Source organism: Bradyrhizobium sp. 187 (genome assembly GCF_023101005.1).
Taxonomy (GTDB): domain Bacteria; phylum Pseudomonadota; class Alphaproteobacteria; order Rhizobiales; family Xanthobacteraceae; genus Bradyrhizobium; species Bradyrhizobium canariense_D.
In genome coordinates this window covers 7,342,965-7,365,058 of record NZ_CP064693.1, presented here as the reverse complement: position 1 = coordinate 7,365,058, position 22,094 = coordinate 7,342,965, and the positions used below count along the sequence as shown (strand labels likewise).

The 22,094-nt window shown below is 64.0% G+C and carries 17 protein-coding genes; 8 read left to right on the top strand and 9 right to left on the bottom strand.

Annotated features, from left to right (window positions below; translation table 11 throughout):
- Positions 1–13 precede the first annotated feature (13 nt).
- On the top strand, positions 14–1,525 hold the full coding sequence (locus IVB19_RS35435) for a glycosyltransferase family 2 protein (RefSeq protein WP_247820799.1): 1,512 nt from the start codon (positions 14–16) through the stop codon (positions 1,523–1,525).
- A 50-nt stretch (positions 1,526–1,575) separates the two neighbouring features.
- On the opposite strand, the gene IVB19_RS35430 is transcribed toward IVB19_RS35435, so the two are convergent.
- Together IVB19_RS35430 and IVB19_RS35425 are read right to left on the bottom strand one after the other, a co-directional pair.
- Positions 1,576–2,796 (bottom strand): ABC transporter substrate-binding protein, encoded by a 1,221-nt coding sequence (locus tag IVB19_RS35430; protein WP_247295930.1) that lies wholly within the window; start codon positions 2,794–2,796, stop codon positions 1,576–1,578.
- 73 nt (positions 2,797–2,869) lie between these two features.
- Positions 2,870–4,420 carry an acyl-CoA synthetase gene (locus IVB19_RS35425; protein WP_026233060.1) on the bottom strand — a complete coding sequence of 517 codons (1,551 nt, stop codon included), beginning with the start codon at positions 4,418–4,420 and terminating at the stop codon, positions 2,870–2,872.
- Positions 4,421–4,682: 262 nt separating this feature from the next.
- Between IVB19_RS35425 and IVB19_RS35420 the strand changes: the two genes are divergently transcribed.
- The 7 genes from IVB19_RS35420 to IVB19_RS35390 all read left to right on the top strand — a co-directional run bounded on the left by IVB19_RS35420 (position 4,683) and on the right by IVB19_RS35390 (position 13,452).
- Positions 4,683–5,819: an acyl-CoA dehydrogenase family protein gene (locus IVB19_RS35420; RefSeq protein ID WP_018455957.1), complete on the top strand. Its 1,137-nt coding sequence runs from the start codon at positions 4,683–4,685 to the stop codon at positions 5,817–5,819.
- A 76-nt stretch (positions 5,820–5,895) separates the two neighbouring features.
- Complete coding sequence (locus tag IVB19_RS35415) at positions 5,896–7,059, top strand: acyl-CoA dehydrogenase family protein (RefSeq protein ID WP_247295935.1); 1,164 nt, start codon at positions 5,896–5,898, stop codon at positions 7,057–7,059.
- Positions 7,059–7,715 (top strand): glutathione S-transferase family protein, encoded by a 657-nt coding sequence (locus IVB19_RS35410; protein WP_018455959.1) that lies wholly within the window; start codon positions 7,059–7,061, stop codon positions 7,713–7,715. Before IVB19_RS35415 ends, IVB19_RS35410 begins: the two co-directional genes overlap by 1 nt.
- A 170-nt stretch (positions 7,716–7,885) precedes the next feature.
- Positions 7,886–8,686: a helix-turn-helix domain-containing protein gene (locus IVB19_RS35405; RefSeq protein ID WP_018455960.1), complete on the top strand. Its 801-nt coding sequence runs from the start codon at positions 7,886–7,888 to the stop codon at positions 8,684–8,686.
- 199 nt (positions 8,687–8,885) lie between these two features.
- The gene (locus tag IVB19_RS35400; RefSeq protein WP_018455961.1) at positions 8,886–9,752 is read left to right on the top strand and encodes a beta-keto acid cleavage family enzyme; all 867 of its coding nucleotides are present in this window, start codon (positions 8,886–8,888) and stop codon (positions 9,750–9,752) included.
- A 113-nt stretch (positions 9,753–9,865) separates the two neighbouring features.
- Positions 9,866–11,482, top strand: a complete 1,617-nt coding sequence (locus IVB19_RS35395) for an acyl-CoA carboxylase subunit beta (RefSeq protein WP_018455962.1) — start codon at positions 9,866–9,868, stop codon at positions 11,480–11,482.
- Positions 11,479–13,452, top strand: a complete 1,974-nt coding sequence (locus tag IVB19_RS35390) for an acetyl-CoA carboxylase biotin carboxylase subunit (protein ID WP_018455963.1) — start codon at positions 11,479–11,481, stop codon at positions 13,450–13,452. The genes IVB19_RS35395 and IVB19_RS35390 overlap by 4 nt, the downstream gene beginning before the upstream one ends.
- Before the next feature lie 50 nt (positions 13,453–13,502).
- Here IVB19_RS35390 and IVB19_RS35385 read toward each other — a convergent pair whose 3' ends face one another.
- The 7 genes from IVB19_RS35385 to IVB19_RS35355 form a co-directional block, all read right to left on the bottom strand.
- Positions 13,503–14,489 carry an ABC transporter ATP-binding protein gene (locus IVB19_RS35385; protein ID WP_018455964.1) on the bottom strand — a complete coding sequence of 329 codons (987 nt, stop codon included), beginning with the start codon at positions 14,487–14,489 and terminating at the stop codon, positions 13,503–13,505.
- A complete protein-coding gene (locus IVB19_RS35380) occupies positions 14,486–15,493 on the bottom strand; it encodes an ABC transporter ATP-binding protein (RefSeq protein WP_018455965.1) in 1,008 nt (335 codons plus the stop codon). Before IVB19_RS35380 ends, IVB19_RS35385 begins: the two co-directional genes overlap by 4 nt.
- A complete protein-coding gene (locus IVB19_RS35375; protein WP_018455966.1) occupies positions 15,493–16,386 on the bottom strand; it encodes an ABC transporter permease in 894 nt (297 codons plus the stop codon). Before IVB19_RS35375 ends, IVB19_RS35380 begins: the two co-directional genes overlap by 1 nt.
- A gap of 9 nt (positions 16,387–16,395) precedes the next feature.
- Positions 16,396–17,343 (bottom strand): ABC transporter permease, encoded by a 948-nt coding sequence (locus IVB19_RS35370; RefSeq protein ID WP_247490743.1) that lies wholly within the window; start codon positions 17,341–17,343, stop codon positions 16,396–16,398.
- Positions 17,344–17,378: 35 nt separating this feature from the next.
- Entirely contained in the window at positions 17,379–18,977 is a 1,599-nt protein-coding gene (locus IVB19_RS35365; protein WP_085361917.1) for an ABC transporter substrate-binding protein, read from the bottom strand.
- A gap of 172 nt (positions 18,978–19,149) precedes the next feature.
- Complete coding sequence (locus tag IVB19_RS35360; RefSeq protein ID WP_247295941.1) at positions 19,150–20,700, bottom strand: AMP-binding protein; 1,551 nt, start codon at positions 20,698–20,700, stop codon at positions 19,150–19,152.
- A gap of 18 nt (positions 20,701–20,718) precedes the next feature.
- Positions 20,719–21,873, bottom strand: a complete 1,155-nt coding sequence (locus tag IVB19_RS35355) for an iron-containing alcohol dehydrogenase (RefSeq protein WP_018455970.1) — start codon at positions 21,871–21,873, stop codon at positions 20,719–20,721.
- Positions 21,874–22,094: the final 221 nt, after the last annotated feature.

Here is a 22,094-nt window from a genome sequence, read left to right as displayed (position 1 = left end):
TCTATAAGGGGACATGCAGGACGCGTCCGCACTCTACGACGGCGAATCTCCGCTGTTCTCAATCATTATCCCGCTCGAATCTCACCGCGGGCAGTGGGAGATGTCCTGGCTCGGCTGGACGTCGCAAACTGCCGACACATCGCTCTACGAGATCATTCTGGTCGTGCCTCCGGATTTCACGGCACGCGAGCAGTTGAAGGCGCTGGCCGGCAACAGGGCTCGCCTCGAATTCACCGATTCCGAACACGACATCGGGCTCTGCGCATTCGGCGCGACGAAGGCGCGCGGCAGCTATCTGTTCTTCACGGAATCGCACTGCCGGCCCGAACCCGACGTGATCGAACTCTGCATTCGCGCGATCGATGCTCATCCCGATTGGGCCGGCTTTTCCTGCCGTTCGATCCCGATCTGCCATAACCGGTTATCCGTGGCAGAGGCCGCCATGTACCAGGCCGACATCGAGTTCGGTATGAAGCAGCATCCCTGGCGCAAGGTCCTGGATCAGTGTTTCGTGACGCGGCACGACGTCTACCGGGAATGCGGCGGCCTGCGCGAGGAGCTCGGTCATTTCGCCGAATGGGTGCTCGCCGCCGCCTATCACGCGAGAGGTCATTTCATCGGCTATCTCGAGGAGGCGCGCTTCCATCACTACTATGTCGGTGAGATCGGCGAGCTGAAGCAATTCACGCTCGACTTCGTGCAAGGCGAGATTCGCTATCTGAGCGAGGCCCGCAACGATGCCGGCAGCGAGCTGCTCGACATTCCGGTCGAGTGGAGCTCGCGGAGCGAGGCCGGCGCGTCGCTCGCCCGCAATGCACTGAACGCGCTCCTGCGCTCCAGCCTCGGTGACGGCGGGGGAGGGCCTGGCGAGAAATGGCTGGCGGTATGGCGTTGGGCCGTGCCGGCGCTGCTCGGCGGTCTCGGCGCGCGCGGTTTCGCGCGGCTGGCGGCATGGCACGCGCGGGCCGTGCTGGTCGCTGTGACGGCCGCCGGATCGAGCGATGCGATCGCGCGATGGATGCGGCGATACATCGCCGCGCTGATCCGGCATCAGAGGCTCGATTGCATTCACCGTCTCGGACGAGATGCGGGACCTGTTGACGGGCTCCTTGGTGAGCGCGTTGTCGCGCAGATCGGATTCCATGCCGAAGAGTTCTCTGCCGGTCACACTTTCCGCTGGAGCGAACCAGAGGCAGCCGTGCGCATCAAGGGGAAGCCGGGCCGCACCATTGTCCGCGTTCGAAGCCCCGCACTTCGCGCACCGCTAGATACGATAGACACGCGATTCTATGTCGATGGCACGGCCATCCGCCCCGAAGCGGTCGTGACCGGTTGTGACAGCTACAGGCTGAGCCTCGATCTGCCGCCGTCAGGCATCGCCACCCTCGCCTGGGCATGCCCCATGTTCAGGGGCGTCGGCGATTCGCGTCGTCTCGGCCTGCCGATCGCGGGCATCGACGTCGGCGACGACATGATCGAGGTTGAAAGCGCGGGAACAGCGCCGTCGCTTGCTGGAAAAGAATAGCGGCCCTTCGGCCGCTATTCGGTCGATTCAGGCTGTTGCTCTCAGTCGAACTAGCCGCCCGTTTCGGCGCTGATGATATCGCCGAACAGTTCCCACTGGCCCTTCTTGAACCGCCACATCTTGAGCTGCTCGATCGGCGCGAAGTCCGTGGCGGAGGTGTTGATCTTGATGCCCGGGATCAGTGTGTCGGGCACGAAGTCCTTGAGGCTCGCTGCCTGCTTCATCACATTCTCACGGGTCAGATTGTCGCCCGCCTGCTTCAGCACCTGCACCATGGTCTGGGCTGCGGCATAGGCGTAAACCAGATTGGCGTCCGAAATATTTGCACCGGGTATGTATTTGTCGACGAAGACCATGAACTTCTTCATGCCCTCATCATCCTTCCACTGCGGATCCGACGCATCCTTCAGATAACCAGCCGACAGCACCCCTTCGGATGCCTCGAGGCCGGCAGGCTTCATCACCGCGCCGATGGACACCGAGACATCGGTCATGAGATGCATCGGCTTCCACTCCAGCTCCGCGATCTTCTTGATCGCCTGCGCCGCGAATTTCGGCGTGGCGATGTTCACGAAGACATCGGCGCCGGTGCCCTTGAGCTTGACGATATGAGCATCGATCGAGGGTTCCGACGTCTCGTAGCTCTCTTCGGCCACGATCAGTTTCGATGCCTTGTCACCGAACACGTCCTTGATGCCGGCGAGGTAGTCCTTGCCGAAATCGTCGTTGGCATAAAAAATCGCGACCTTCGCGTCCGGCTTCTCCTTCAGAATATACTTCGCGAAGATCTGTGCCTCGACGCGGTAGCTGGGCTGGAAGCCCATCGTCCAGGGAAAGTTCTTCGGGTCATTCCACTTGCTGGCGCCTGTGGCGAGGAACAGCTGCGGCACCTTCTTGGAATTGTGATACTTCTGCACGGCGGTCTGGGTCGGCGTGCCCAGCGCGTTGAACACCAGGAAGACCTCGTCGCTCTCGATCAGCTTGCGGATCTGCTCAACGGTCTTAGGCGGCGAGTAGCCGTCGTCGTAGGAGATCCAATTGATCTTTCGGCCGTTGATGCCGCCCTGATCGTTGATCATCTTGAAATAGGCTTCCTCGGTCTTGCCGATGACGCCGTAGGCGGAAGCCGGGCCGGAATAGGCCTCGACATTGCCGATCTTGATCTCGGTGTCGGTGACGCCGGTGTCGTACGCCTTTTGCGCATACGCGGTTTGGGCTGTCAGCAGCATCAGCGCCGTTGCTGCGGCGAGCAGGGAGAGTTTCTTGTTCATGAAAATTCCTTGGCTTTTCTGGGTTGGAACACGCACGTCAAAAAGAAAAGTGCCCGCGAGAGGGGCGCTTTGATCAGGCGTTGGCGGCTTTCTTGTCGACTTCCGAGGCGCCTGAGAATTCCTTGCGCAAGGTCGGCTTGTGGATCTTGCCGGTGGCGTTGCGGGGTAACGCATCGACGAAGCGGACCTGGCGTGGACATTTGAAGCGCGCGAGATTCGCCGCGCAGTGCGCGAAGACATCTGTCTCGGTCAACCGCTGGCCGGGCTTGGCCGCGACGATGGCGAGGCCAACCTCGCCCCATTGCGGATCGGGAATGCCGATCACGGCGGCTTCCGCGATAGCGTCGAGTTGGTGCAGGACGTTCTCGACCTCGGCCGGATAGACGTTCTCGCCACCGGAAATGTACATGTCCTTCCAGCGGTCGACGATGTAATAAAAACCTTCCTCATCGACGCGTGTCGCGTCGCCCGTGTGCAGCCAGCCATCGGTGAACGACGTCTTGTTCGCCTCCGGCCTGTTCCAGTAGCCGGGCGTAATGTTCGGTCCCTTGACCCAGAGCTCGCCGAGTTCGCCGACATCGGCGTCGCCGCCGTCAGGACGCACGATGCGCACTTCCGTGTGCAGCACCGGCTTGCCGGCGGAGCCGGCTTTCCGTGCCGCATCCTCGCGGTCGAGCACCAGCACGGCCGGCGAGGTCTCGGTCATGCCGTAGCCCTGCTGGAGTGCGACGCCACGCGCCTCCCACACCTTGAGCAGCGGCACCGGCATTGGTGCGCCGCCGACACCTCCCACGATCAACCGGCCGAGGTCGGTGGTCGCGAACGCCGGATGCTGGGCCATGAACTGGTAGATCGCGGGCACGCCGAAGAACACGTTGATGCCCTGTGCGGGATCGTTGATCAGGCCGAGCGCCGTGCCGGGATCGAAGGCGCGCATGATCATCACGGTGCCGCCGGCGTGCAGCACCGGATTGGTGTAGCAATTCAGGCCGCCGGTGTGGAACAGCGGCAGCACGGTGAGCAGCACCGAGGACGGCCCGATGCAGGCGGGGCCGCCGAGATTGACGCAATTCCAGAAGGTCATGCCATGGGTGATGGTGGCGCCCTTGGGATGACCCGTTGTGCCCGAGGTGTACATGATGGTCGAGACGTCATCGAGGGTCACCTCCTCGATTTTCTCGAGTGGCTTTGCGGCGGCGATGCCGGCCTCATAAGTCCCGCTGGGGCCAAGCAGCAGGCTCGTCGCAATGCCGCAGAGCCTTGCCACGGCCAGCGCCGTTTCGGCGAGATCGGTGTCGTGGATCATCACCTTCGGCGCGCAATCTGCGGTGATGAACTGGAGTTCGGGAACGGTGAGGCGGGTGTTCAGCGGCACGAAGATCGCACCTAACCGCCCGCAGGCGAATTGCACCTCCAGCGTATCGGTCGTGTTCAGCGCCAGCACCGCGACCCGCTCGCCGCGCGAGACTTTCAGCGCATGGCGCAGAAATGACGCGAGACGCGAGATGCGCGCGTCGAGCTGCGCATAGGTAAAGCGGCGCTCGCTCGCGAGGTCTATCACCGCAATCTTGTTCGGTGTGCGGCGGCCATGGTGGGCGATCCAGTCGTAGTAACGAACGGCCAAGAATTCCTCCCTCGGCGGACTTGTGCCGCCCGCGTCCCTATTGCCATGCACCATGCCCGGCATGGCCCAAGGGCCAGCCGGAGTTTGTGCACCATCCTTTTTTTGATCCGGAGTTGGCGCGCGAGCGATGAAAATCGTCTTGCGTTGAGTTGCTAGAGCGAGCTTGCTTGGAGCGGGGCTCGGCCAGCCACTCCGCGCAAGTGAGCCGCCAAGGTTCCGGCCATGGTGGACGAGACGAATCCGCCAGCAAGGCGAGAGTGCGATGATGAGCCCGTTCTATACCGCCGAGCATGACGCCTTTCGCGAGGTGATGCGCCGCTTCGTCGACAAGGAGATTGCGCCCTTCGCCCACGAGTGGGATGAGGCCGGTGAATTCCCCCGCGCGCTCTATCGCAAGGCGGCCGAGATCGGGCTCTTGGGACTCGGTTTCCCCGAGGAATATGGCGGGATCGCCGCCGACCAGTTCATGAGGATCGTCGCCAGCCAGGAGTTGGCGCGGGCTGGCGCCGGCGGTGTCAGCGCCAGCTTGATGAGCCATACGATCGGTTCGCCGCCGGTCGCGCGGGCCGCGCGCCCCGAGGTGAAGGCGCGCGTGCTGCCTCAGGTGCTCGCGGGTGAGAAAATCTCCGCGCTCGCGATCACCGAGCCGGGCGGCGGCTCTGATGTCGCGGGCCTCCGCACCAAGGCGCGGCGCGACGGAGATCACTACGTCGTGAGCGGCGAGAAGACCTTCATCACATCCGGGATGCGTGCCGACTATCTGACCGTTGCGGTGCGCACCGGCGGCGAGGGCGCCGGCGGCGTCAGCCTGCTCCTGATCGAGGGGGATACGCCCGGCCTGTCCCGGACAAAGCTGAAGAAGATGGGCTGGTGGGCCTCCGACACCGCGACCCTGCATTTCGACGAGTGCCGCGTACCGGCGGAAAACCTGATCGGCGAGGAAGGCCAGGGGTTCAAGATCATCATGCGGAATTTCAACAGCGAGCGCATGGGCATGGCGGCGGGCTGCACCGCGTTCGCGCGCGTCTGCCTCGACGAGGCCATTGCCTACGCCAAGGAGCGCAAGACCTTCGGCAAGCCGCTCGCGCAGCACCAGGTGATCCGCCACAAGATCGTCGACATGGCGCAGAAGGTCGCCGCATCGCAAGCGATGCTGGAGATGCTGGCCTGGCGGCTGGAGCAGGGCGAAAGCCCGGTCGCCGAAATCTGCATGATGAAGAACCAGGCGACCCAGACCATGGCGTTCTGCGCCTCGGAAGCGGTGCAGATTTTTGGCGGCGCCGGCTTCATGCGCGGCATCAAGGCCGAGCGCATCTACCGTGAGGTCAAGGTCAACGCGATCGGCGGCGGCACCGAGGAGATCATGAAGGATCTCGCGTCGCGGCAGATGGGGTTGTGACCTCTTTCTCCGTCATGGCCGGGACGAGCCCGGCCATGACGAGCACCTCAGAGATACCAAGAACTGGGCTAACAAGATGCTGTTCACCGCCGACCACGACGAGATCCGCCGTTCCTTGCAAAAATTCATTGCCAACGAGATCAATCCGCATGTCGATGAATGGGAGAAGGCCGACATCTTCCCGGCGCACGAGCTGTTCAGGAAGATGGGCAGGCTCGGCTTTCTCGGGCTGAACAAGCCGGTCGAATTCGGCGGCTCCGGCCTCGACTATTCCTATGCGCTGATGATGGCGGAGGAACTCGGCGCGATCAATTGCGGCGGCGTGCCGATGGCGATCGGGGTGCAGACCGACATGGCGACTCCTGCGCTGGCGCGGTTCGGCTCCGATGAAGTGCGGCGCGAATTCCTGGCGCCCTCGATCTCTGGCGACTATGTGGCCTGCATTGGCGTCTCGGAGCCCGGCGCGGGTTCTGACGTGGCCTCGATCAAGACCAATGCGCGCGGGGACGGCGACGATTACGTCATCGATGGTGGCAAGATGTGGATCACCAACGGCACCCAGGCCGACTGGATCTGTCTGCTCGCCAATACGGGCGACGGGTCCGTTCACCGCAACAAATCGCTGATCTGTGTGCCCATGAAGACCAAGGGCGTCACGGTCGCGCGCAAGCTCGACAAGATGGGCATGCGTTCCTCCGACACCGCGCAGATCTTCTTCGACAATGTCCGCGTGCCCAAGCGCAACCGGATCGGCGAGGAGGGCAAGGGCTTTACCTACCAGATGATCCAGTTCCAGGAGGAGCGGCTCTGGGGTGCGGCCGCCTGCCTGAAGGCGCATGAATACATTATCAACGAGACCATCGAATACACCCGCAATCGCAAGGCCTTTGGGAAGTCGATCCTCGACAACCAGGTCGTTCATTTCAAGCTCGCGGAGATGCAGACCGAGGTCGAGCTGTTGCGCGCGCTGATCTACCGTGCCGGAGAGGCGCTTGTGGCGGGCGAGGATGTCACGAAACTTGCGACCATGGCCAAGCTGAAGGCCGGGCGACTCGGCCGCGAGCTTACCGACGCCTGCTTGCAATATTGGGGTGGAATGGGCTTTACCAACGAGACGCCGGTCAGCCGTGCCTATCGCGACAGCCGTCTGACATCGATCGGCGGCGGCGCCGACGAGGTCATGCTGATGGTCCTGTGCAAGATGATGGGGACGCTGCCCGGCAGCAAAGGAAGTTCCTGATGATCACGCTCTATCACTGCGACGCCGCGCGCTCATTCCGTCCGCTCTGGATGCTGGAGGAGATGGGGCTGCCCTACGAGCTCAAGATGCTGCCGTTCCCGCCGCGGGTCTTCGCCAAGGAGTATCTCGCGCTCAATCCGCTGGGCACGATTCCCTTCATGGTCGACGGCGAGACGAAAATGACCGAGTCCTCCGGCATCTGCCACTATCTCGGCATCAAGCATGGACCGACGCCACTGATGGTCGGACCCGAAGATCCCGCCTATGGCGCGTTCGTGAACTGGATGTATTTCAGCGACGCCACGTTAACCTTCCCGCAGACGCTGGTGCTCCGATACACCCAGCTCGAGCCGGAAGAGCGCCGCAATCCGCAGGTCGCCGGCGACTATGCCAAATGGTTTTTGGGCCGCCTGCGCGCCGTCGAGGCAGCCACCGCAAATACCGAGGCCTTGTGCGCGGGCCGCTTCACTGCCGCCGACATCGTGATCGGTTACGCGCTCCGCCTCGCCGATACTATCGGGCTTGCCAAGGATTTTGGGCCAAATGTCGCAGCCTATTGGGCACGCTTGCAGCAACGGGATGGTTTCAAGCGCGCGGTTGCTGCGGAGCAACAGGCCGGCGTCGAGCAGAACGTGGCGCCAAGGGTGAGGGCCTGATTGTCGTTCTGGCGAAAGCCGGGACGGCCATGTTGCCGGGAGTTCCGGGTCGTCGGGACTGCCGCTGTTTTGCGCTTCATGATAGCGCTATCCCGCCGTGACAGCGCCCAGATTTCCGCTAAGGTGACCTCCGTCCGCAGCGGCCAAAGAGCCGCGCGAGGAGGATCCCAATGGAAGATAACGGTCGCGAATCCGACCATTTGATGCTGATCACGCCGGAGCGGGTATTCTATGCCGGCCTGCTCGGCCGCCCCCGCAAGCGGACGCCCGGCTGCTGCCATGTCTATGTCGCGGTGAAGGGCAGTCTGCATCTGACGATCGATGATGCGCTCGCCACCGGCGAGCTGTTCGTTACCCTACCGAACCAGCGGCATTCCATTGCGAGCGACTACCGCACCGCGATCAGCGTGACGCTGGAGCCGGAGAGCATGCCCGATGGCGTGATCGAGGTCCTGGCCGAGCGGCTCACCGGACCCGACAGGGCCGTCTATGCCCGCAAGATCCTCGCCGCCTACACGCTGCTGCGCCAGCGTCGCTACGGCGACATCACCACCGCCGAATTCGACCAGATGTGTTTTGGCGAGGCGCTGCCGCGCCGCGTGCTCGACCCCCGCGTGACGCGTGCGGTCGCCCGTATCGGCCGCTTCACGGGCGAACCCGTGACGGCGGACACATGCGCGGCGGAGGCCGGACTTTCCGCTTCGCGCTTCCTGCATCTGTTCAAGGAAGAGACCGGCATCTCGTTCCGCTCCTTCCGCGCCTGGAAGCGGGCGCGTCACCTGCTGCACTTCGCCAACCAGGACCTCAACCTCGCCCATCTCGCGCAGGACATCGGCTATCCCGACTCCACCCATTTCAGCCACTCGATCCGCCGCTTCTACGGCCTGAAGCCGCGCGCGATCTTCGTCGGCTCGCGCGATCTCGCGATCTATCGCAGCAGCGAGACCGTGAGGCTGGCGGAGGCGAGCTAGCGTCGTCTCGTAGGGTGGGCAAAGCGAAAGCGTGCCCACCATCTTCGCGAGGTATTGAGAGATGGTGGGAAGGGCGCAAGAGCGCCTTTGCCCACCCTACGGTTTATCGCCTTTTTCCAGCTTCTCCGCGCAAGAAGCCGCCTGCCGCCCATCACATGATCGCAAACGTTGAATTATCAACGTGCGAGACATTCAAGGCATGAGCGACAAGGCCGTCATCACCTGCGCGCTGAACGGCGTGCTCACCGACCCGAAGCAGCACAACGTGCCTGTCACGCCCGAGCAGATGGCGCGCGAGGCCAAGGCTGCGTTCGATGCCGGCGCGTCCATCATGCACATCCATCTGCGTCAGCAGGCGCCGGACAAGGGGCATCTGCCGTCCTGGGAGGTCAGCGTCAGCAAGGAGATCCAGCAGGCGATTCGCGAAGCCTGCCCTGGCGTGATCATCAATCACACCTCCGGCGTCTCCGGGCCGAACTACAACGGTGCGCTGGATTGTATCCGCGAGACCAGGCCGGAGATCGCGGCCTGCAATGCCGGCTCGCTAAATTACCTGAAGGTGAAGGCCGACAACAGCTGGGCCTGGCCGCCGATGATGTTCGACAATGCGGTCGAGAAGGTGAAGGACTATCTCGACGTCATGAACGCGGTCGGTACCATCCCCGAATTCGAATGTTTTGACGTCGGCATCGTCCGCTGCGTCGGCATGTACCGCCAGGTCGGCATGTACAAGGGCCCGCTCGAGTATAACTTTGTGATGGGCGTCGCCTCCGGCATGCCGTCGGATCCCGATCTGCTGCCGATCCTGATCAAGCTGAAGCGTCCCGAGGCGCAATTTCAGGTCACCGCGATAGGCCGCGAAGAAATCTGGCCGCTGCACCAGCGCTGTGCGGAGCTCGGCGGTCATCTGCGCACCGGTCTCGAAGATGCCTTCTATCTCGCCGACGGCAAGAAGGTAACGTCGAACGGCCAGCTGATCGACGCCATCGCCGCCTGCGCCCGCCGTGCCGGCCGCGAGATCGCGAGCCCGGCGGAAGCGCGAAAGATTTTTGGGACGAATAGGTAAATTATCGCCTCAACCGTCATTGCGAGCGAAGCGAAGCAATCCAGAATCTTTCCATGAATGCGCCTGGATTGCTTCGTCGCTTTGCTCCTCGCAATGACGAGCAGGATTGAGTTATGTCCATTCTCGAAAACACGATTTCTCCCGGCAGTGCCGCCTATCGCGCCAACCGCGACGGCATGCTTGGCCTGATCGACCGCATGCGCGCGCTGGAAGAGCGCACGCGTGCGGCATCAGCCGCGGCGAAAGACCGCTTCCACAAGCGCGGCCAGCTGTTGCCGCGCGAGCGCGTCGCGCTGGTGCTCGATCCCGGCGCGCCCTTCATCGAGCTGTCCACGCTCGCCGGCTACATGTTCGACGTATCTGATCCGGACAAGAGCGTCCCCGGCGGCGGCGTCATCGCCGGCATCGGTTTCGTCTCGGGCATCCGTTGCATGGTCAGCGCCAACGATTCCGGCATCGATGCCGGCGCGCTTCAGCCCTACGGCCTCGACAAGACGATACGCGTGCAGGAGCTCGCGCTGGAGAACAAGCTGCCTTACGTCCAGCTGGTCGAAAGCGCCGGCGCCAATCTCCTGCGCTACCGCGTCGAAGACTTTGTCCGCGGCGGCAACATCTTCCGCAATCTCGCGCGACTCTCCGCAGCGGGCCTGCCCGTCGTGACCGTAACCCATGGCTCCTCGACCGCCGGCGGCGCCTATCAGACCGGCCTGTCCGACTACATCGTCATGGTCCGTGGCCGCACCCGCGCCTTCCTCGCCGGGCCGCCGCTGCTGAAGGCCGCCACCGGCGAGATCGCGACCGAAGAGGAGCTTGGCGGCGCCGAGATGCACACGCAGGTGTCGGGACTTGGCGACTACCTCGCCGAGGATGACCGCGACGCCCTGCGCATCGCGCGCGAGATCATGGCGGCGCTGGAATGGGAACGGCCGGGCAGGGCGAGCGCGGAATATAAGCCGCCGCGCTACGATCAAGACGAACTGCTCGGCATTATGCCGATGGACCACAAGCGCTCCGTGGACATGAAGCAGGTGATCGCACGTATCGTCGATGATTCCGACTTCACCGAGATGGCGCCGAACTACGGCCCGGCCACCGTCTGCGGCCATGCCCGCATCGAGGGCCAGACCATCGGCATCATCACCAACAACGGTCCGCTCGATCCGGCCGGTGCCAACAAGGCGACGCATTTCATCCAGGCGTGCTGCCAAACCCGAACGCCGCTGCTCTATCTGAACAACACCACCGGCTACATGGTCGGCAAAGCTTACGAAGAAGCCGGCATGATCAAGCATGGCTCCAAGATGATCCAGGCGGTGACGTCGGCGACAGTGCCGCAGATCACCATCTATTGCGGCGCCTCGTTCGGCGCCGGCAATTACGGCATGTGCGGGCGCGGCTTCCATCCGCGCTTCTGCTTCTCCTGGCCCAACGCCAAGACTGCCGTGATGGGCGGTGAGCAGGCCGCCGAGACCATGGCGATCGTCACCGAAGCCGCAGCCGCGCGTCGCGGCAAGCCGGTCGAAAAAGAAAAGCTCGATGGCATGAAGGCGCAGATCGTCGGCGTGTTCGACGGCCAGATGGACGTGTTCTCGACCAGCGCGCGCGTGCTCGACGACGGCGTGATCGATCCGCGCGACACCCGCGCGGTGCTGTCCGAAGTGCTCGCGATCTGTCGTGAAGGTGACGCGCGGAGCCCACAGCGCATGCAATTCTCGGTGGCCCGCCCATGAGGAACGGATCAGTGCAGCACCGGCCGTTCTTCAAGGTCCTGATCGCCAATCGCGGCGAGATCGCACTGCGGGTGATGCGCAGCGCGCGGAAGCTCGGCCTCGGCGTCGTCGCGGTCTATTCGGATGCGGATAGGGATGCGCTTCATGTGCAACAGGCCGACCAGGCCGTGCGAGTCGGCGAAGCGCTGCCGGCGCAGTCCTATCTCAACATCGCCGCGATCATAGCGGCCGCAAAGGCCAGCGGCGCGGATGCCGTTCATCCCGGCTATGGCTTCCTCGCCGAGAACGAGGAGTTTGCGCAAGCCTGCAAGGATGCCGGCCTCGTCTTCATCGGCCCGTCGCCGCAGGCGATCGAGACAATGGGCAACAAGGCCGGTGCCAAGGAGATCATGAAAAAGGCCGGCGTGCCCGTCGTGCCCGGCTATCAGGGCGCCGATCAGGGCGATGAAGTCATGCTCGCGGAGGCGAGAGAGATCGGCTTTCCCGTGATGATCAAGGCGGTCGCCGGCGGCGGTGGACGCGGGATGCGGCTCGTTGCGGATGCCAATTCGTTCCCCGAGGCACTGCGTAGCGCGCGGTCCGAGGCGAAGGCGGCGTTTGGCGATCCCACGGTGATCCTCGAACGCGCCATCCAGAATCCCCGTCACATCGAAATTCAGGTGTTCGGCGACAGCCATGGCAACGCCATCCATCTTGGCGAGCGCGACTGCTCGGTGCAGCGGCGGCACCAGAAACTAATCGAGGAGGCGCCGTCGACCGCAGTCACGCCCGACCTGCGTGCGAAGATGGGCGAGGTCGCGGTCGCCGCGGTGAAGGCGTTGCGTTACGAGGGCGCCGGCACGCTCGAATTTCTGCTCGATGCGAGCGGCGGATTCTACTTCATGGAGATGAATACGCGTCTCCAGGTCGAGCATCCCGTCACCGAGGCCATCACCGGGCTCGATCTCGTCGAATTGCAGCTGCGCGTCGCGCGCGGCGAGTCGCTGCCGCTCAAGCAGCAGGACATTCGCTTCACAGGCCACGCCATCGAGGTGCGGCTGTGCTCGGAGGACGCCGCGCAGGATTTCATGCCGCAGTCCGGGCGCATGGCGCGCTGGCAGGTGCCGGATGGCATCCGCGTCGAACATGCGCTGCAATCGGGCTCCGAGATTCCGCCGTTCTACGATTCCATGATCGCGAAGGTGATCGGCCATGGCGCGACCCGCGAGGAGGCGAGGGGGCGGCTGATCGTCGGCCTGGAGCAACTGACCGGATTTGGTGTGACTACCAATCAGACTTTCCTGATGTCATGCCTGCGTCATCCCGGCTTCGCCAAAGGCGAGGCGACCACGGCGTTCATTGGTGCCCATCGCGACGAGCTGCTGGCGCCGCGCGCGGACGCCGCATTCGACATGGCCTTGGCCGGCCTGCTGCTCTACGTCACGAACCCCCAGGCACCGTCGTGGCGCCGCGGACGGAGCCTCGCGGCAACGTTCCCGCTGCCGGCGAAAATCGAGATCGCAGGCCAGGCGCTTGAGCTAGAAGTCTGGCGCGAGCGCGATGGCAGCTACATTGTTGCCAGGGACGGCCGGCAAGACAAGTTCGAGATCGACCAACTCGATCTCGACGTGATTCGCTTCCGCCATGACGGCGTGATGGACAGTGCCAAATTCCTGCGCGACGGCGACCGGCTCCACCTCCAGCGCCGCGGCATCCCGCTCGCGGCGACCGATCTCACCCTCGCCGCGCCGAAGGCGGCCGCAAGCAACGGAGACGGCAAGGTTCGCGCTGCCATGAACGGCCGCGTCGTTGCCGTCCTGGTCAAGCCGGGCGACCGCGTCACTGCCGGCCAGCCGGTGATGACGCTGGAAGCGATGAAGATGGAGCATGTCCACAAGGCCGGCATCGACGGCGTCGTCGCCGCGATCGACGTCGCCGAGGGCGAGCAGGTGACAACGGGCCGGATCGTGGCGGAGATCGGGGCTGAGTAGGGCGGCAAGCTCAACTCGTCGCCCCGGCGAAGGCCGGGACGACAGCGGAGCTACTGGCTCCGCCCCGTTCCGCCATTGAGCAAGCACGCCACCTGGTGCCCGTCCCCCGCGTCCACCAACGCCGGTCGTTCCGTCCTGCATCGCTCCATCGCATACCGGCAGCGGGTGTGAAACGCACAGCCCGGCGGCGGATTGACCGGGCTTGGCACGTCGCCGTCGACCAGCGGCACGAGCTTTTTGGCGAGCGGGTTGGCGACCGGTACCGAGGCGAGCAGGGCCTGCGTGTAGGGATGGCGCGGATTGCGGAACAGCTCGTCCTTGTCCGCGATCTCGACGATGCGGCCGAGATACATCACGGCGACGCGGTGACTGATATGGGCGACCACGGCGAGGTCATGCGCGATGAAGAGGTAGGAGAAGCCGTGCTGCCGTTGCAGATCGATCAGGAGATTGATCACCTGCGCCTGGATCGAGACATCGAGCGCGGAGACCGGCTCGTCGCAGACGATCAGGCGGGGCCCGAGCGCCAGCGCGCGGGCGATGCAGATGCGCTGGCGCTGGCCGCCGGAGAATTGATGCGGGAAGTTGCGCATCTGGTCGGGCCGCAAGCCAACCTGCTCGAACAGCTGTGCGGTACGTGCCTCCAGCGCTTTGCCGGTCGCGAGCCCGTGCACGAACAGCGGCTCGCCCACGATGTCTCCGGCAGTCATGCGCGGGTTGAGCGAGGCGAAAGGATCCTGGAATACGATCTGCATCGAACGACGGTGTGGCCGCAGCGCGGACTTGGAGAGATGCGTGATGTCCTCGCCTTCGAGGCGAATCTGGCCCGAGGTCGGCTCGACCAGCCGCAGCACGCTGCGCGCCACCGTCGACTTGCCGCAGCCGGATTCGCCGACAAGGCCCAGCGTCTCCCCGACCCCAACCGAAAACGAGACGCCGTCGACCGCATGCACTGTGCCGATTTGTCGGCGCAACACGCCGGCGCGCACCGGATAGTGCTTCTTGAGTTCGGTGACTTCGAGCAGTGCGTCGGTCATGCCACCTCCGCCACTTCGGCTGCGCGCCAGCAGGCCGCGAGATGGCCGCCGCCCCAATCGATGAGCGGCGGATATTCGGCCTCGCAGCGCTTGATCGCGAGCTTGCAGCGTGGCGCGAACGCGCAACCTTTGGGCAGCCCCACCAGCGACGGCACGGTGCCGGGAATTTCGTTCAACCGTGCCGGCGCGGCAACGCCGGGCGCCGGCACCGCCGGGATCGATGCCATCAATCCGCGCGTGTAGGGGTGCTTTGGCGCGGCGAACAGCGCCTCGACGCTCGCTTCCTCGACCTTGCGTCCCGCATACATCACGATGACGCGTTGCGCGGTCTGCGCGACGACGCCGAGATCATGCGTGATCAGCACGAGCCCGGTGCCGAGCTCTTTCTGAAGGTCTAGGATCAGCGCCAGAATCTGCGCCTGGATGGTGACGTCGAGCGCGGTCGTGGGCTCGTCCGCGATCAGCAGCACCGGCCGGCACGCCAGCGCCATCGCGATCATGGCGCGCTGGCGCATGCCGCCGGACAGCTGATGCGGATATTCCCGCGCGCGCCGAGCCGGCTCGGGGATGCGCACCAGGCGCAGCATCTCGATTGCGATGCCCCGGGCCTCTTTGCTCGACATGTTCCGGTGCAGCCGCACGGTCTCGACGATCTGGTCGCCGATCCGCATCACCGGATTGAGCGAGGTCATCGGCTCCTGGAAGATCATCGAGATGCGGTTGCCCCTGACGGCACGCATCTCTGCTTCGTCCAGCGTCAGAAGGTCGGTGCCTTCGAGCGTGACGGAGCCGCCGACGATGCGGCCGGGTGGATCCGGCACCAGCCGCATCAGCGATAGTGCAGTGACGCTCTTGCCGCAGCCGGATTCGCCGACGATCGCCAGCGTCTCGCCGCGCTTCACCGTGAAGGAAACATCATCGACGGCCTTGAACAGACCGGAGTTGGTGAAGAACACCGTCTTCAGGTTCTTCACCTCGATCACGAGATCGGAGTTCTCAGCCATCAGCCGCGCTGCCGGGGATCGAGGATGTCGCGCAAGGCGTCACCGAACAGATTGGCGCCGAACACCGCGAGGCTGATGGCGATGCCCGGGAAGATCACCAGCCATGGCGCCGTGCGGACATATTCGGCGGCGGATTCAGAGAGCATGCGCCCCCACGACGGGTACGGCTCGGGAATGCCGAGGCCGAGGAAGGAGAGCGAGGCTTCCGTGAGGATAGTCGAGCCGAGCTGGGCCGTCGCAAGCACGATCAGCGGCGCCAGCGTATTCGGCAGCACGTGACGGAGCGCAATGCGTACCTCGCTCATGCCGATCGACTTGGCGGCCTCGATGAATGGCAGCTCGCGCAGCGCCAGCGTGTTGGCGCGGATGACGCGCGAGACGGTCGGGATCAGCGGAATGGCGATCGCAATGATGACGTTCGGCAAGGACGGCCCAAGCGCCGCGGTCATGATCAGGGCCAGCACCAGCAGCGGCAGCGCCTGGAGGACATCGGAGACGCGCTGGAACACGAGATCGACCCAGCCGGAGAGATAGCCGGAGGTGAGGCCGACGATCACGCCGATGCTGCCGCCGAGCGCCGTCGAGCCGATGCCGACCGCGAGCGAGATCCGCGCGCCATGAATGATGCGGCTGAAGACATCGCGGCCGAAGGAATCCGTGCCCATCCAGTGTGCCAGGCTTGGACGCGCCAGTGCCCGAGCGGCATCGATCGTCAGCGGATCGTAACGCGCGATGAAGTCGGCGAAGATCGCGGTGAACACGAACAGGGTCATGATGACGAGCCCGGCCGCGCCCAGCACATGCCGCTGCGCCAAAAACAGCACGCGCCGCCAGCCGACGGTCGCGTGCGCCCCGGCGCGCCTCAGTTCAACGTCATAGTCGATCGCAGCCAACAGGTTCTCCTAATCCGTGTACCGGATACGCGGGTCGAACACCGCGTACAGCATGTCCACGATGAAATTCGCGCTCACCACGACGATGGCAATCAGCATCACCAGGTTCTGCACGATCGGATAATCGCGCCAGCGAATCGCCTCGACCAGGAAGCGCGCGACGCCGGGGATGTTGAACACCGTCTCCGTCACGATGAGGCCGCCGATCAGGAACGCCGCTTCGATGCCAATCACGGTGATGACGGGCAGAATCGCATTCTTCAGCGCATGCTGATAGTTCACAGCGGCGTCCGATGCGCCCTTGGCACGCGCGGTGCGGATATAGTCCTGCCGCAGCACCTCCAGCATCGAGGATCGCGTGATGCGCATGGTCAGTGCCGCGCTGCGGAAGCCGACGGCTGCGGCGGGCACGGCATAGGTCGCAAACGCTTCCAGCCAAGTCGCTGGATTCGGGTTGAAGATCGGCATCTGGTTGAACATCGCCACCGAGGCGGTGAGGATGAGCAGGCCAAGCCAGAACGAAGGCAGCGACAATCCGCTGAGGCTCACCACACGCAATGCGTAGTCGAGCCTCGTTCCCTGCTTCACCGCGCTGATCACGCCAAGGGGGATGCCGATCGAGGTCGAGAACAACAGCGCCAGGCCCGCGAGCCGTGCGGTGATCGGGATCCGTGGCAGGATCTCCTGGAGCGCCGGCTTCTCGGAGACGTAGGAGTAGCCAAAATCGCCGCGCAGGAAGCCGCTGATCCAGTGCCAATATTGCACCACCAGCGGCTGGTCGATGCCGAGCTCCTTCTCCAGATTGGCCTTGTCGGCGGGGTCCACATAGCCCGCGGCGGCGAACAGGATGTCGACGATATTCCCGGGGACGATGCGCAGCAGGAAGAAGATGATGATCGAGATCCCGAACAGGGTCAGGAGCATCAGCAACAGGCGCCGCACCAGATAGGCAAACATGCATCGCCTCCCGTCGAACCCGTCAGCCGCCCGCGCTACTTGTCCATCCAGACGTCCTCGTAGCGATAGCCATTGTAGGAGCTGTTCGACATCACCGTCACGCCCTTGACGTAAGGTTGCCAGCAGCTGCCGGTACGTGCGTGGAAGATGATCGGGCGGGCGACGTCCTCCTGCAGCTTCTTGTCGATGTCCCACACCAGCTTCTTGCGCTTGTTAATGTCGGTCTCCTGGGACTGCACGTCGAACAGCTTTTCGATCTCCTTGTTGCAGTAATTGGTGTAGTTGCGCTCGGAGCCGCAGGAATAGTTCTCGTAGAAGGACTGGTCGGGGTCGTCGACGGCATTGCCGGTCAAATTGAGCCCGAGCATGTAATCCTTCCGCGCGATCTTCGGGAACCAGTTTGCGGTCTCGACCACGTCGAGCTCGCCGTCGATATAGATACTCTTGAGCTGATCGATCAGAATCACCGCAGGATCGCGGTAGACCGGAATGTTGCGGGTCGAGACCTTGACGGCGAGATGCTTATCCGGCCCATAGCCGGCCTTCTGCATCAGCTTTTTCGCTTCCTCACGGTTGGCGTTGATGTCGGGGCCGTAGCCCGGAATGGTCTCGAGCATCTCCTTCGGCATCCCCCACAGCCCATTCGGCGGCGGCAGCAGGGTGCCGCCGATGTCACCCTGGCCCTCGAACAAGATCGAGATGAAGGCCTTTCGGTCGAGCGACAGCGCCATGGCGCGACGGATGTCGATATTGTCGAACGGCGGCGCGGACGAATTGACGATGATGTTGGTGGCGACATTGTTGGGCTCGACCACGCAGACCGCGTTCGGCGCCTGCGATTTGACGTCCTTGAGCAGCGGGATGCTCACCTCGGTCGGGAAGGTCATGTCGAACTTGCCGGCGACGAACGCGAGGATCGCGGTGGAGCGGTTCGGGATGATGGTGAACTCGATGCCGTCGAGATAGGGCCGGCCCTTGCGCCAATAGTCGGGATTGCGGGTCAGCTTGATCGATTCATTGGCCTTGAACTCGACGAACTTGAACGGCCCGGTGCCGATCGGGTGCGTGCGCATGTCGCCGGGCGAGACGTGGCAGGGATAGACCGGCGTGTAGCCCGAGGCGAGCAGCGCCAGCAGCGAAGGCTGTGGCCGCTTCAGATTGAAGGAGACCTCGAGATCGCCGTTGGTGGAGACGTCGTTGACCTGTTCGTACCAGCTCTTGCGCGGGTTCTGCCGGAACTTCTGCTGCGACTTGCCCATCAGCATGTCGAAGGTGCATTTGACGTCCGCCGAGGTGAACGGCTTGCCGTCGTGCCACTTCACGCCCTGGCGTAGCTTGAAGGTCAGCGTCTTGTTGTCGTTGACCCAGGCCCAGCTCTCGGCGAGCTCGGGCACGATGGTGTCCATGCTGTTCTGCGCCACGTCCTGCTTGTAGATGACGAGGTTGTTGAACACCGGCATGAAGGGAACGTTGAGCGAGTAGGTCGCGCCTTCGTGGATCGAGGCATTGCCGGGACTGTCGCGGTGGTACATCCGCAAAATGCCGCCCTGCTTGGGCTCGCTGGCGAGTGCAACGCTCGAAAACGCAAGCAAAGATAGCGCCGCCGTCGCGGCGAGCGCCCGTACGCTCCGCATCCTCGTCCTCCCTGGACATCGGCCTTTTGCGGCCTGTTTGTCCCGACGATAGCGGCGCGTGCGCGGTGAGGCAACCGTCAAGGTCCGCTACTCTCTCGGCAATTCGGACGACGGAAGGCCGCAGGGGTGTCTCTCACGATGAGAGGGAAGTTTCTCCGGCGACAGCGGCCCTTCACACAATCCTTGACGCCTTGTTCCCCCAATACCGGTCCCGCAGCAGCCGCTTGTACAGCTTCCCCGTCGGCAGCCGCGGCAACTCCTTCTCGAAATCGACCGAGCGCGGCACCTTTTGCCGCGACAGCGACGCCCCGCAGAACGCGATCAGCTCCTCGGCGAGCGCCTCGCCCGGCACGGCCCCGGGCATCGGCTGCACCACCGCCTTCACCTCTTCGCCGAGATCGGAATTGGGCACGCCGAACACCGCGGCGTCCGCAACCTTCGGATGGGTGATCAACAGATTCTCGCACTCCTGCGGATAAATGTTCACGCCGCCGGAGATGATCATGAAGGTCGCGCGGTCCGTTAGATAAAGGAAACGATCCTCGTCGACATAGCCGACGTCGCCGACCGTGCTCATGCTGCCGTCGGCCGAGCGCGCTTCCCTGGTCTTCTCCGGGTCGTTGAAATATTCGAATGGCGAGGCCGTCTTGAACCAGACCTGACCCGGCGTGCCGGTCGGGCATGGCTTCATGTTTTCGTCGAGAATGTGGAGATCGCCGAGCAGGACCTTGCCGACGGTGCCGCGATGGGCGAGCCATTCCGCGCTGTCGCAGGCGGTGAAGCCAAGGCCTTCGGTCGCGCCGTAGTACTCGTGGATGATCGGTCCCCACCATTTGATCATGTCGTCCTTGACCAGGGCGGGGCAGGGCGCGGCGGCATGGATCGCGATCTCGAGCGACGACAGGTCGTAGCGCGTGCGCACCTCCTCCGGCAGCTTGAGCATGCGCGAGAACATCGTCGGCACCAACTGGGTGTGAGTGATACCCCACCGCTCGACGAGCTGGAGGTAACGCTCGGGATCGAAATTCTCCATGATGATCGCGGTGCCGCCCATGCGGATCGTGAGGTTCACGGCGGCCTGCGGCGCCGAATGATAGAGCGGCGCCGGCGACAGGTAGATCATGCCCTCGCGGTAGTGCCAAAGCTTTGTCAGGAAATCGAACAACGGCAGATTGTGTTTCGGCGGCTCCTCCGGAAGCGGCCGCAGAATCCCTTTTGGCCGTCCCGTCGTGCCCGATGAATACAGCATGGCGGTGCCGAGCCATTCATCCGGGATCGGCGTCTTCGGCAGGTCGGCGGTTACCTCAGTGAGGCCGACGATGCGCTCGCTCTCGCCCGGGCCGTCGGCGACGATGCACAGCTTGATGTCGGGGCAGACCTTGATCGCCTCGCGGGCGATATCGAGCTTCGCAACCGACGTGATCAGGATTTTCGACTGGCTGTTGACCAGGAGATAGGCGAACTCGCCCGGCGTCAGGAACGAGTTGATGCAGGTGTAGTAGAGGCCGGAGCGCTCGCCCGCGCCGCAGGCTTCGAGGTAGCGGGAATTGTTCTCCATGAAGATCGAGTAGTGGTCGAGCCGCTTCAGGCCATACTTGCGGAACAGGTGCGCCAGCCGATTGCTGCGCGCATCGAGCTCGCGATAGGTGACGGCCTCGCCGGTCGTCGCCATGATGAAGGCGGGCTGGAGTGGGCGCAGGCGGGCATGCTGACCTGGGTACATCAGTCCTCCGGCTTTGGATCATGCGGCAAGAAGCAGGATTTCGCGCACTTGAGCGGGGCTGTCGATCTTGCGCGGGTTGCGCGGGATCCAGTTCGTGCGCATCGCAGCGTCCGCGATGGCGTCGAAATGCTCCGGCGAGACGCGCACATCGGCGAGGCTGCGCGGCATGCCGAGCGAGCGGATGAAGGCATCGAGCACATCGGCTGCCGCGTGGCCGGGAAAGCCCATTGCGGCCGCGACGATCATCTGGCGCTCGGCATTGTCGCGCGCATTCCAGCGCATCACGGCCGGCAGCATGACGCAGGAGGTGTAGCCATGCGGTACGTCGAAGGCTGCGCCCAGCACGTAACCGATGCCGTGGCTCGCGCCCATCGGCACGCCAGCGGCGAGCGCGCCCATCGACAGCCAGGTGCCGATCTGCGCATCCATTCGCGCGTCGAGGTCAGCAGGGTCAGCCTTCACCCGTGGCAGCGCGTCGGCGAGCATGGCGAGGCCCTTCACCGATTGCGCGTCGGCATAGGGGTGCGTCTCGCGCGAGCAGATCGCCTCGACGCAATGATCGATGGCGCGGATGCCGGTCGAGAGGAATAGCCATTCCGGCGTGTGCACGGTGATGGCGGGATCGAGGATGGTCGCGCGCGGAACGCTGAGCGGATGCCGTAGCATCTGTTTCACATGGGCGGTGCGGTCGGTGACGCCTGCGATCGAGCTGAACTCGCCGCCGGCGATCGTGGTCGGCACGCTGATCTGACGCACGGTCGGCGCCGTCATCTCGGGCGCGACGCCCTTGTGCACGCGGATACGCTCGATGCCGTCGACATCGTCGATGCCGTTGGCGAGGCAGAGCTGCACCGCCTTGGCGCCGTCGGTGATCGAGCCGCCGCCCACGGTGACGATCAGGTCGGCGCCCGCTTCGCGCGCCGCATTGGTGGCGGCGATCACCGCCTCGCGCGGGGTGTGCGCCGGCATGGCATCGAAGACGCCCGCGCAATTTGTGCCCAGGGCTTGTTTGATCTTGGCGATTTCGTCGGTCTGCCGGTTGAGCGTGCCCGAGACCATCAGGAAGGCGCGGCGCGTCCCCAGCCGGTCCATCTGGGCGACCACGGCCTCGGCCGCGGGGTGGCCGAACACGACTTCCTCGATCGCGCCGTAAACGACACGTCCCTGGTGCACGCCTGTCCTCCCCGGACAATTCGTCTTGTTTTATGAGGAGCAATCTAGCCGAGCCGGCTCCGCCCGTCATGTGCGAAGACGCTAACGCACTCTCCGCTTGCTCTCCCGGCTTACGGGGAGAGGCCAACAAGCCCTGTCAACCCGTCATCCGGCCAGGGCATTCCTCCGAGCATTGCCTGCGCTTTGGTCTTGAAGAGTTCATCATTGCCACCCATCTTGTG

Coding starts and splice junctions, on each gene's coding strand:
- IVB19_RS35405 (WP_018455960.1), top strand. CDS start 7,886: ATGGAAGATAACGGTCGCGAATCCGACCATTTGATGCTGATCACGCCG.
- IVB19_RS35420 (WP_018455957.1), top strand. CDS start 4,683: ATGATGAGCCCGTTCTATACCGCCGAGCATGACGCCTTTCGCGAGGTG.
- IVB19_RS35360 (WP_247295941.1), bottom strand. CDS start 20,700: ATGTACCCAGGTCAGCATGCCCGCCTGCGCCCACTCCAGCCCGCCTTC.
- IVB19_RS35365 (WP_085361917.1), bottom strand. CDS start 18,977: ATGCGGAGCGTACGGGCGCTCGCCGCGACGGCGGCGCTATCTTTGCTT.
- IVB19_RS35370 (WP_247490743.1), bottom strand. CDS start 17,343: ATGTTTGCCTATCTGGTGCGGCGCCTGTTGCTGATGCTCCTGACCCTG.
- IVB19_RS35390 (WP_018455963.1), top strand. CDS start 11,479: ATGAGGAACGGATCAGTGCAGCACCGGCCGTTCTTCAAGGTCCTGATC.
- IVB19_RS35435 (WP_247820799.1), top strand. CDS start 14: ATGCAGGACGCGTCCGCACTCTACGACGGCGAATCTCCGCTGTTCTCA.
- IVB19_RS35395 (WP_018455962.1), top strand. CDS start 9,866: ATGTCCATTCTCGAAAACACGATTTCTCCCGGCAGTGCCGCCTATCGC.
- IVB19_RS35385 (WP_018455964.1), bottom strand. CDS start 14,489: ATGACCGACGCACTGCTCGAAGTCACCGAACTCAAGAAGCACTATCCG.
- IVB19_RS35380 (WP_018455965.1), bottom strand. CDS start 15,493: ATGGCTGAGAACTCCGATCTCGTGATCGAGGTGAAGAACCTGAAGACG.
- IVB19_RS35415 (WP_247295935.1), top strand. CDS start 5,896: ATGCTGTTCACCGCCGACCACGACGAGATCCGCCGTTCCTTGCAAAAA.
- IVB19_RS35410 (WP_018455959.1), top strand. CDS start 7,059: ATGATCACGCTCTATCACTGCGACGCCGCGCGCTCATTCCGTCCGCTC.
- IVB19_RS35430 (WP_247295930.1), bottom strand. CDS start 2,796: ATGAACAAGAAACTCTCCCTGCTCGCCGCAGCAACGGCGCTGATGCTG.
- IVB19_RS35400 (WP_018455961.1), top strand. CDS start 8,886: ATGAGCGACAAGGCCGTCATCACCTGCGCGCTGAACGGCGTGCTCACC.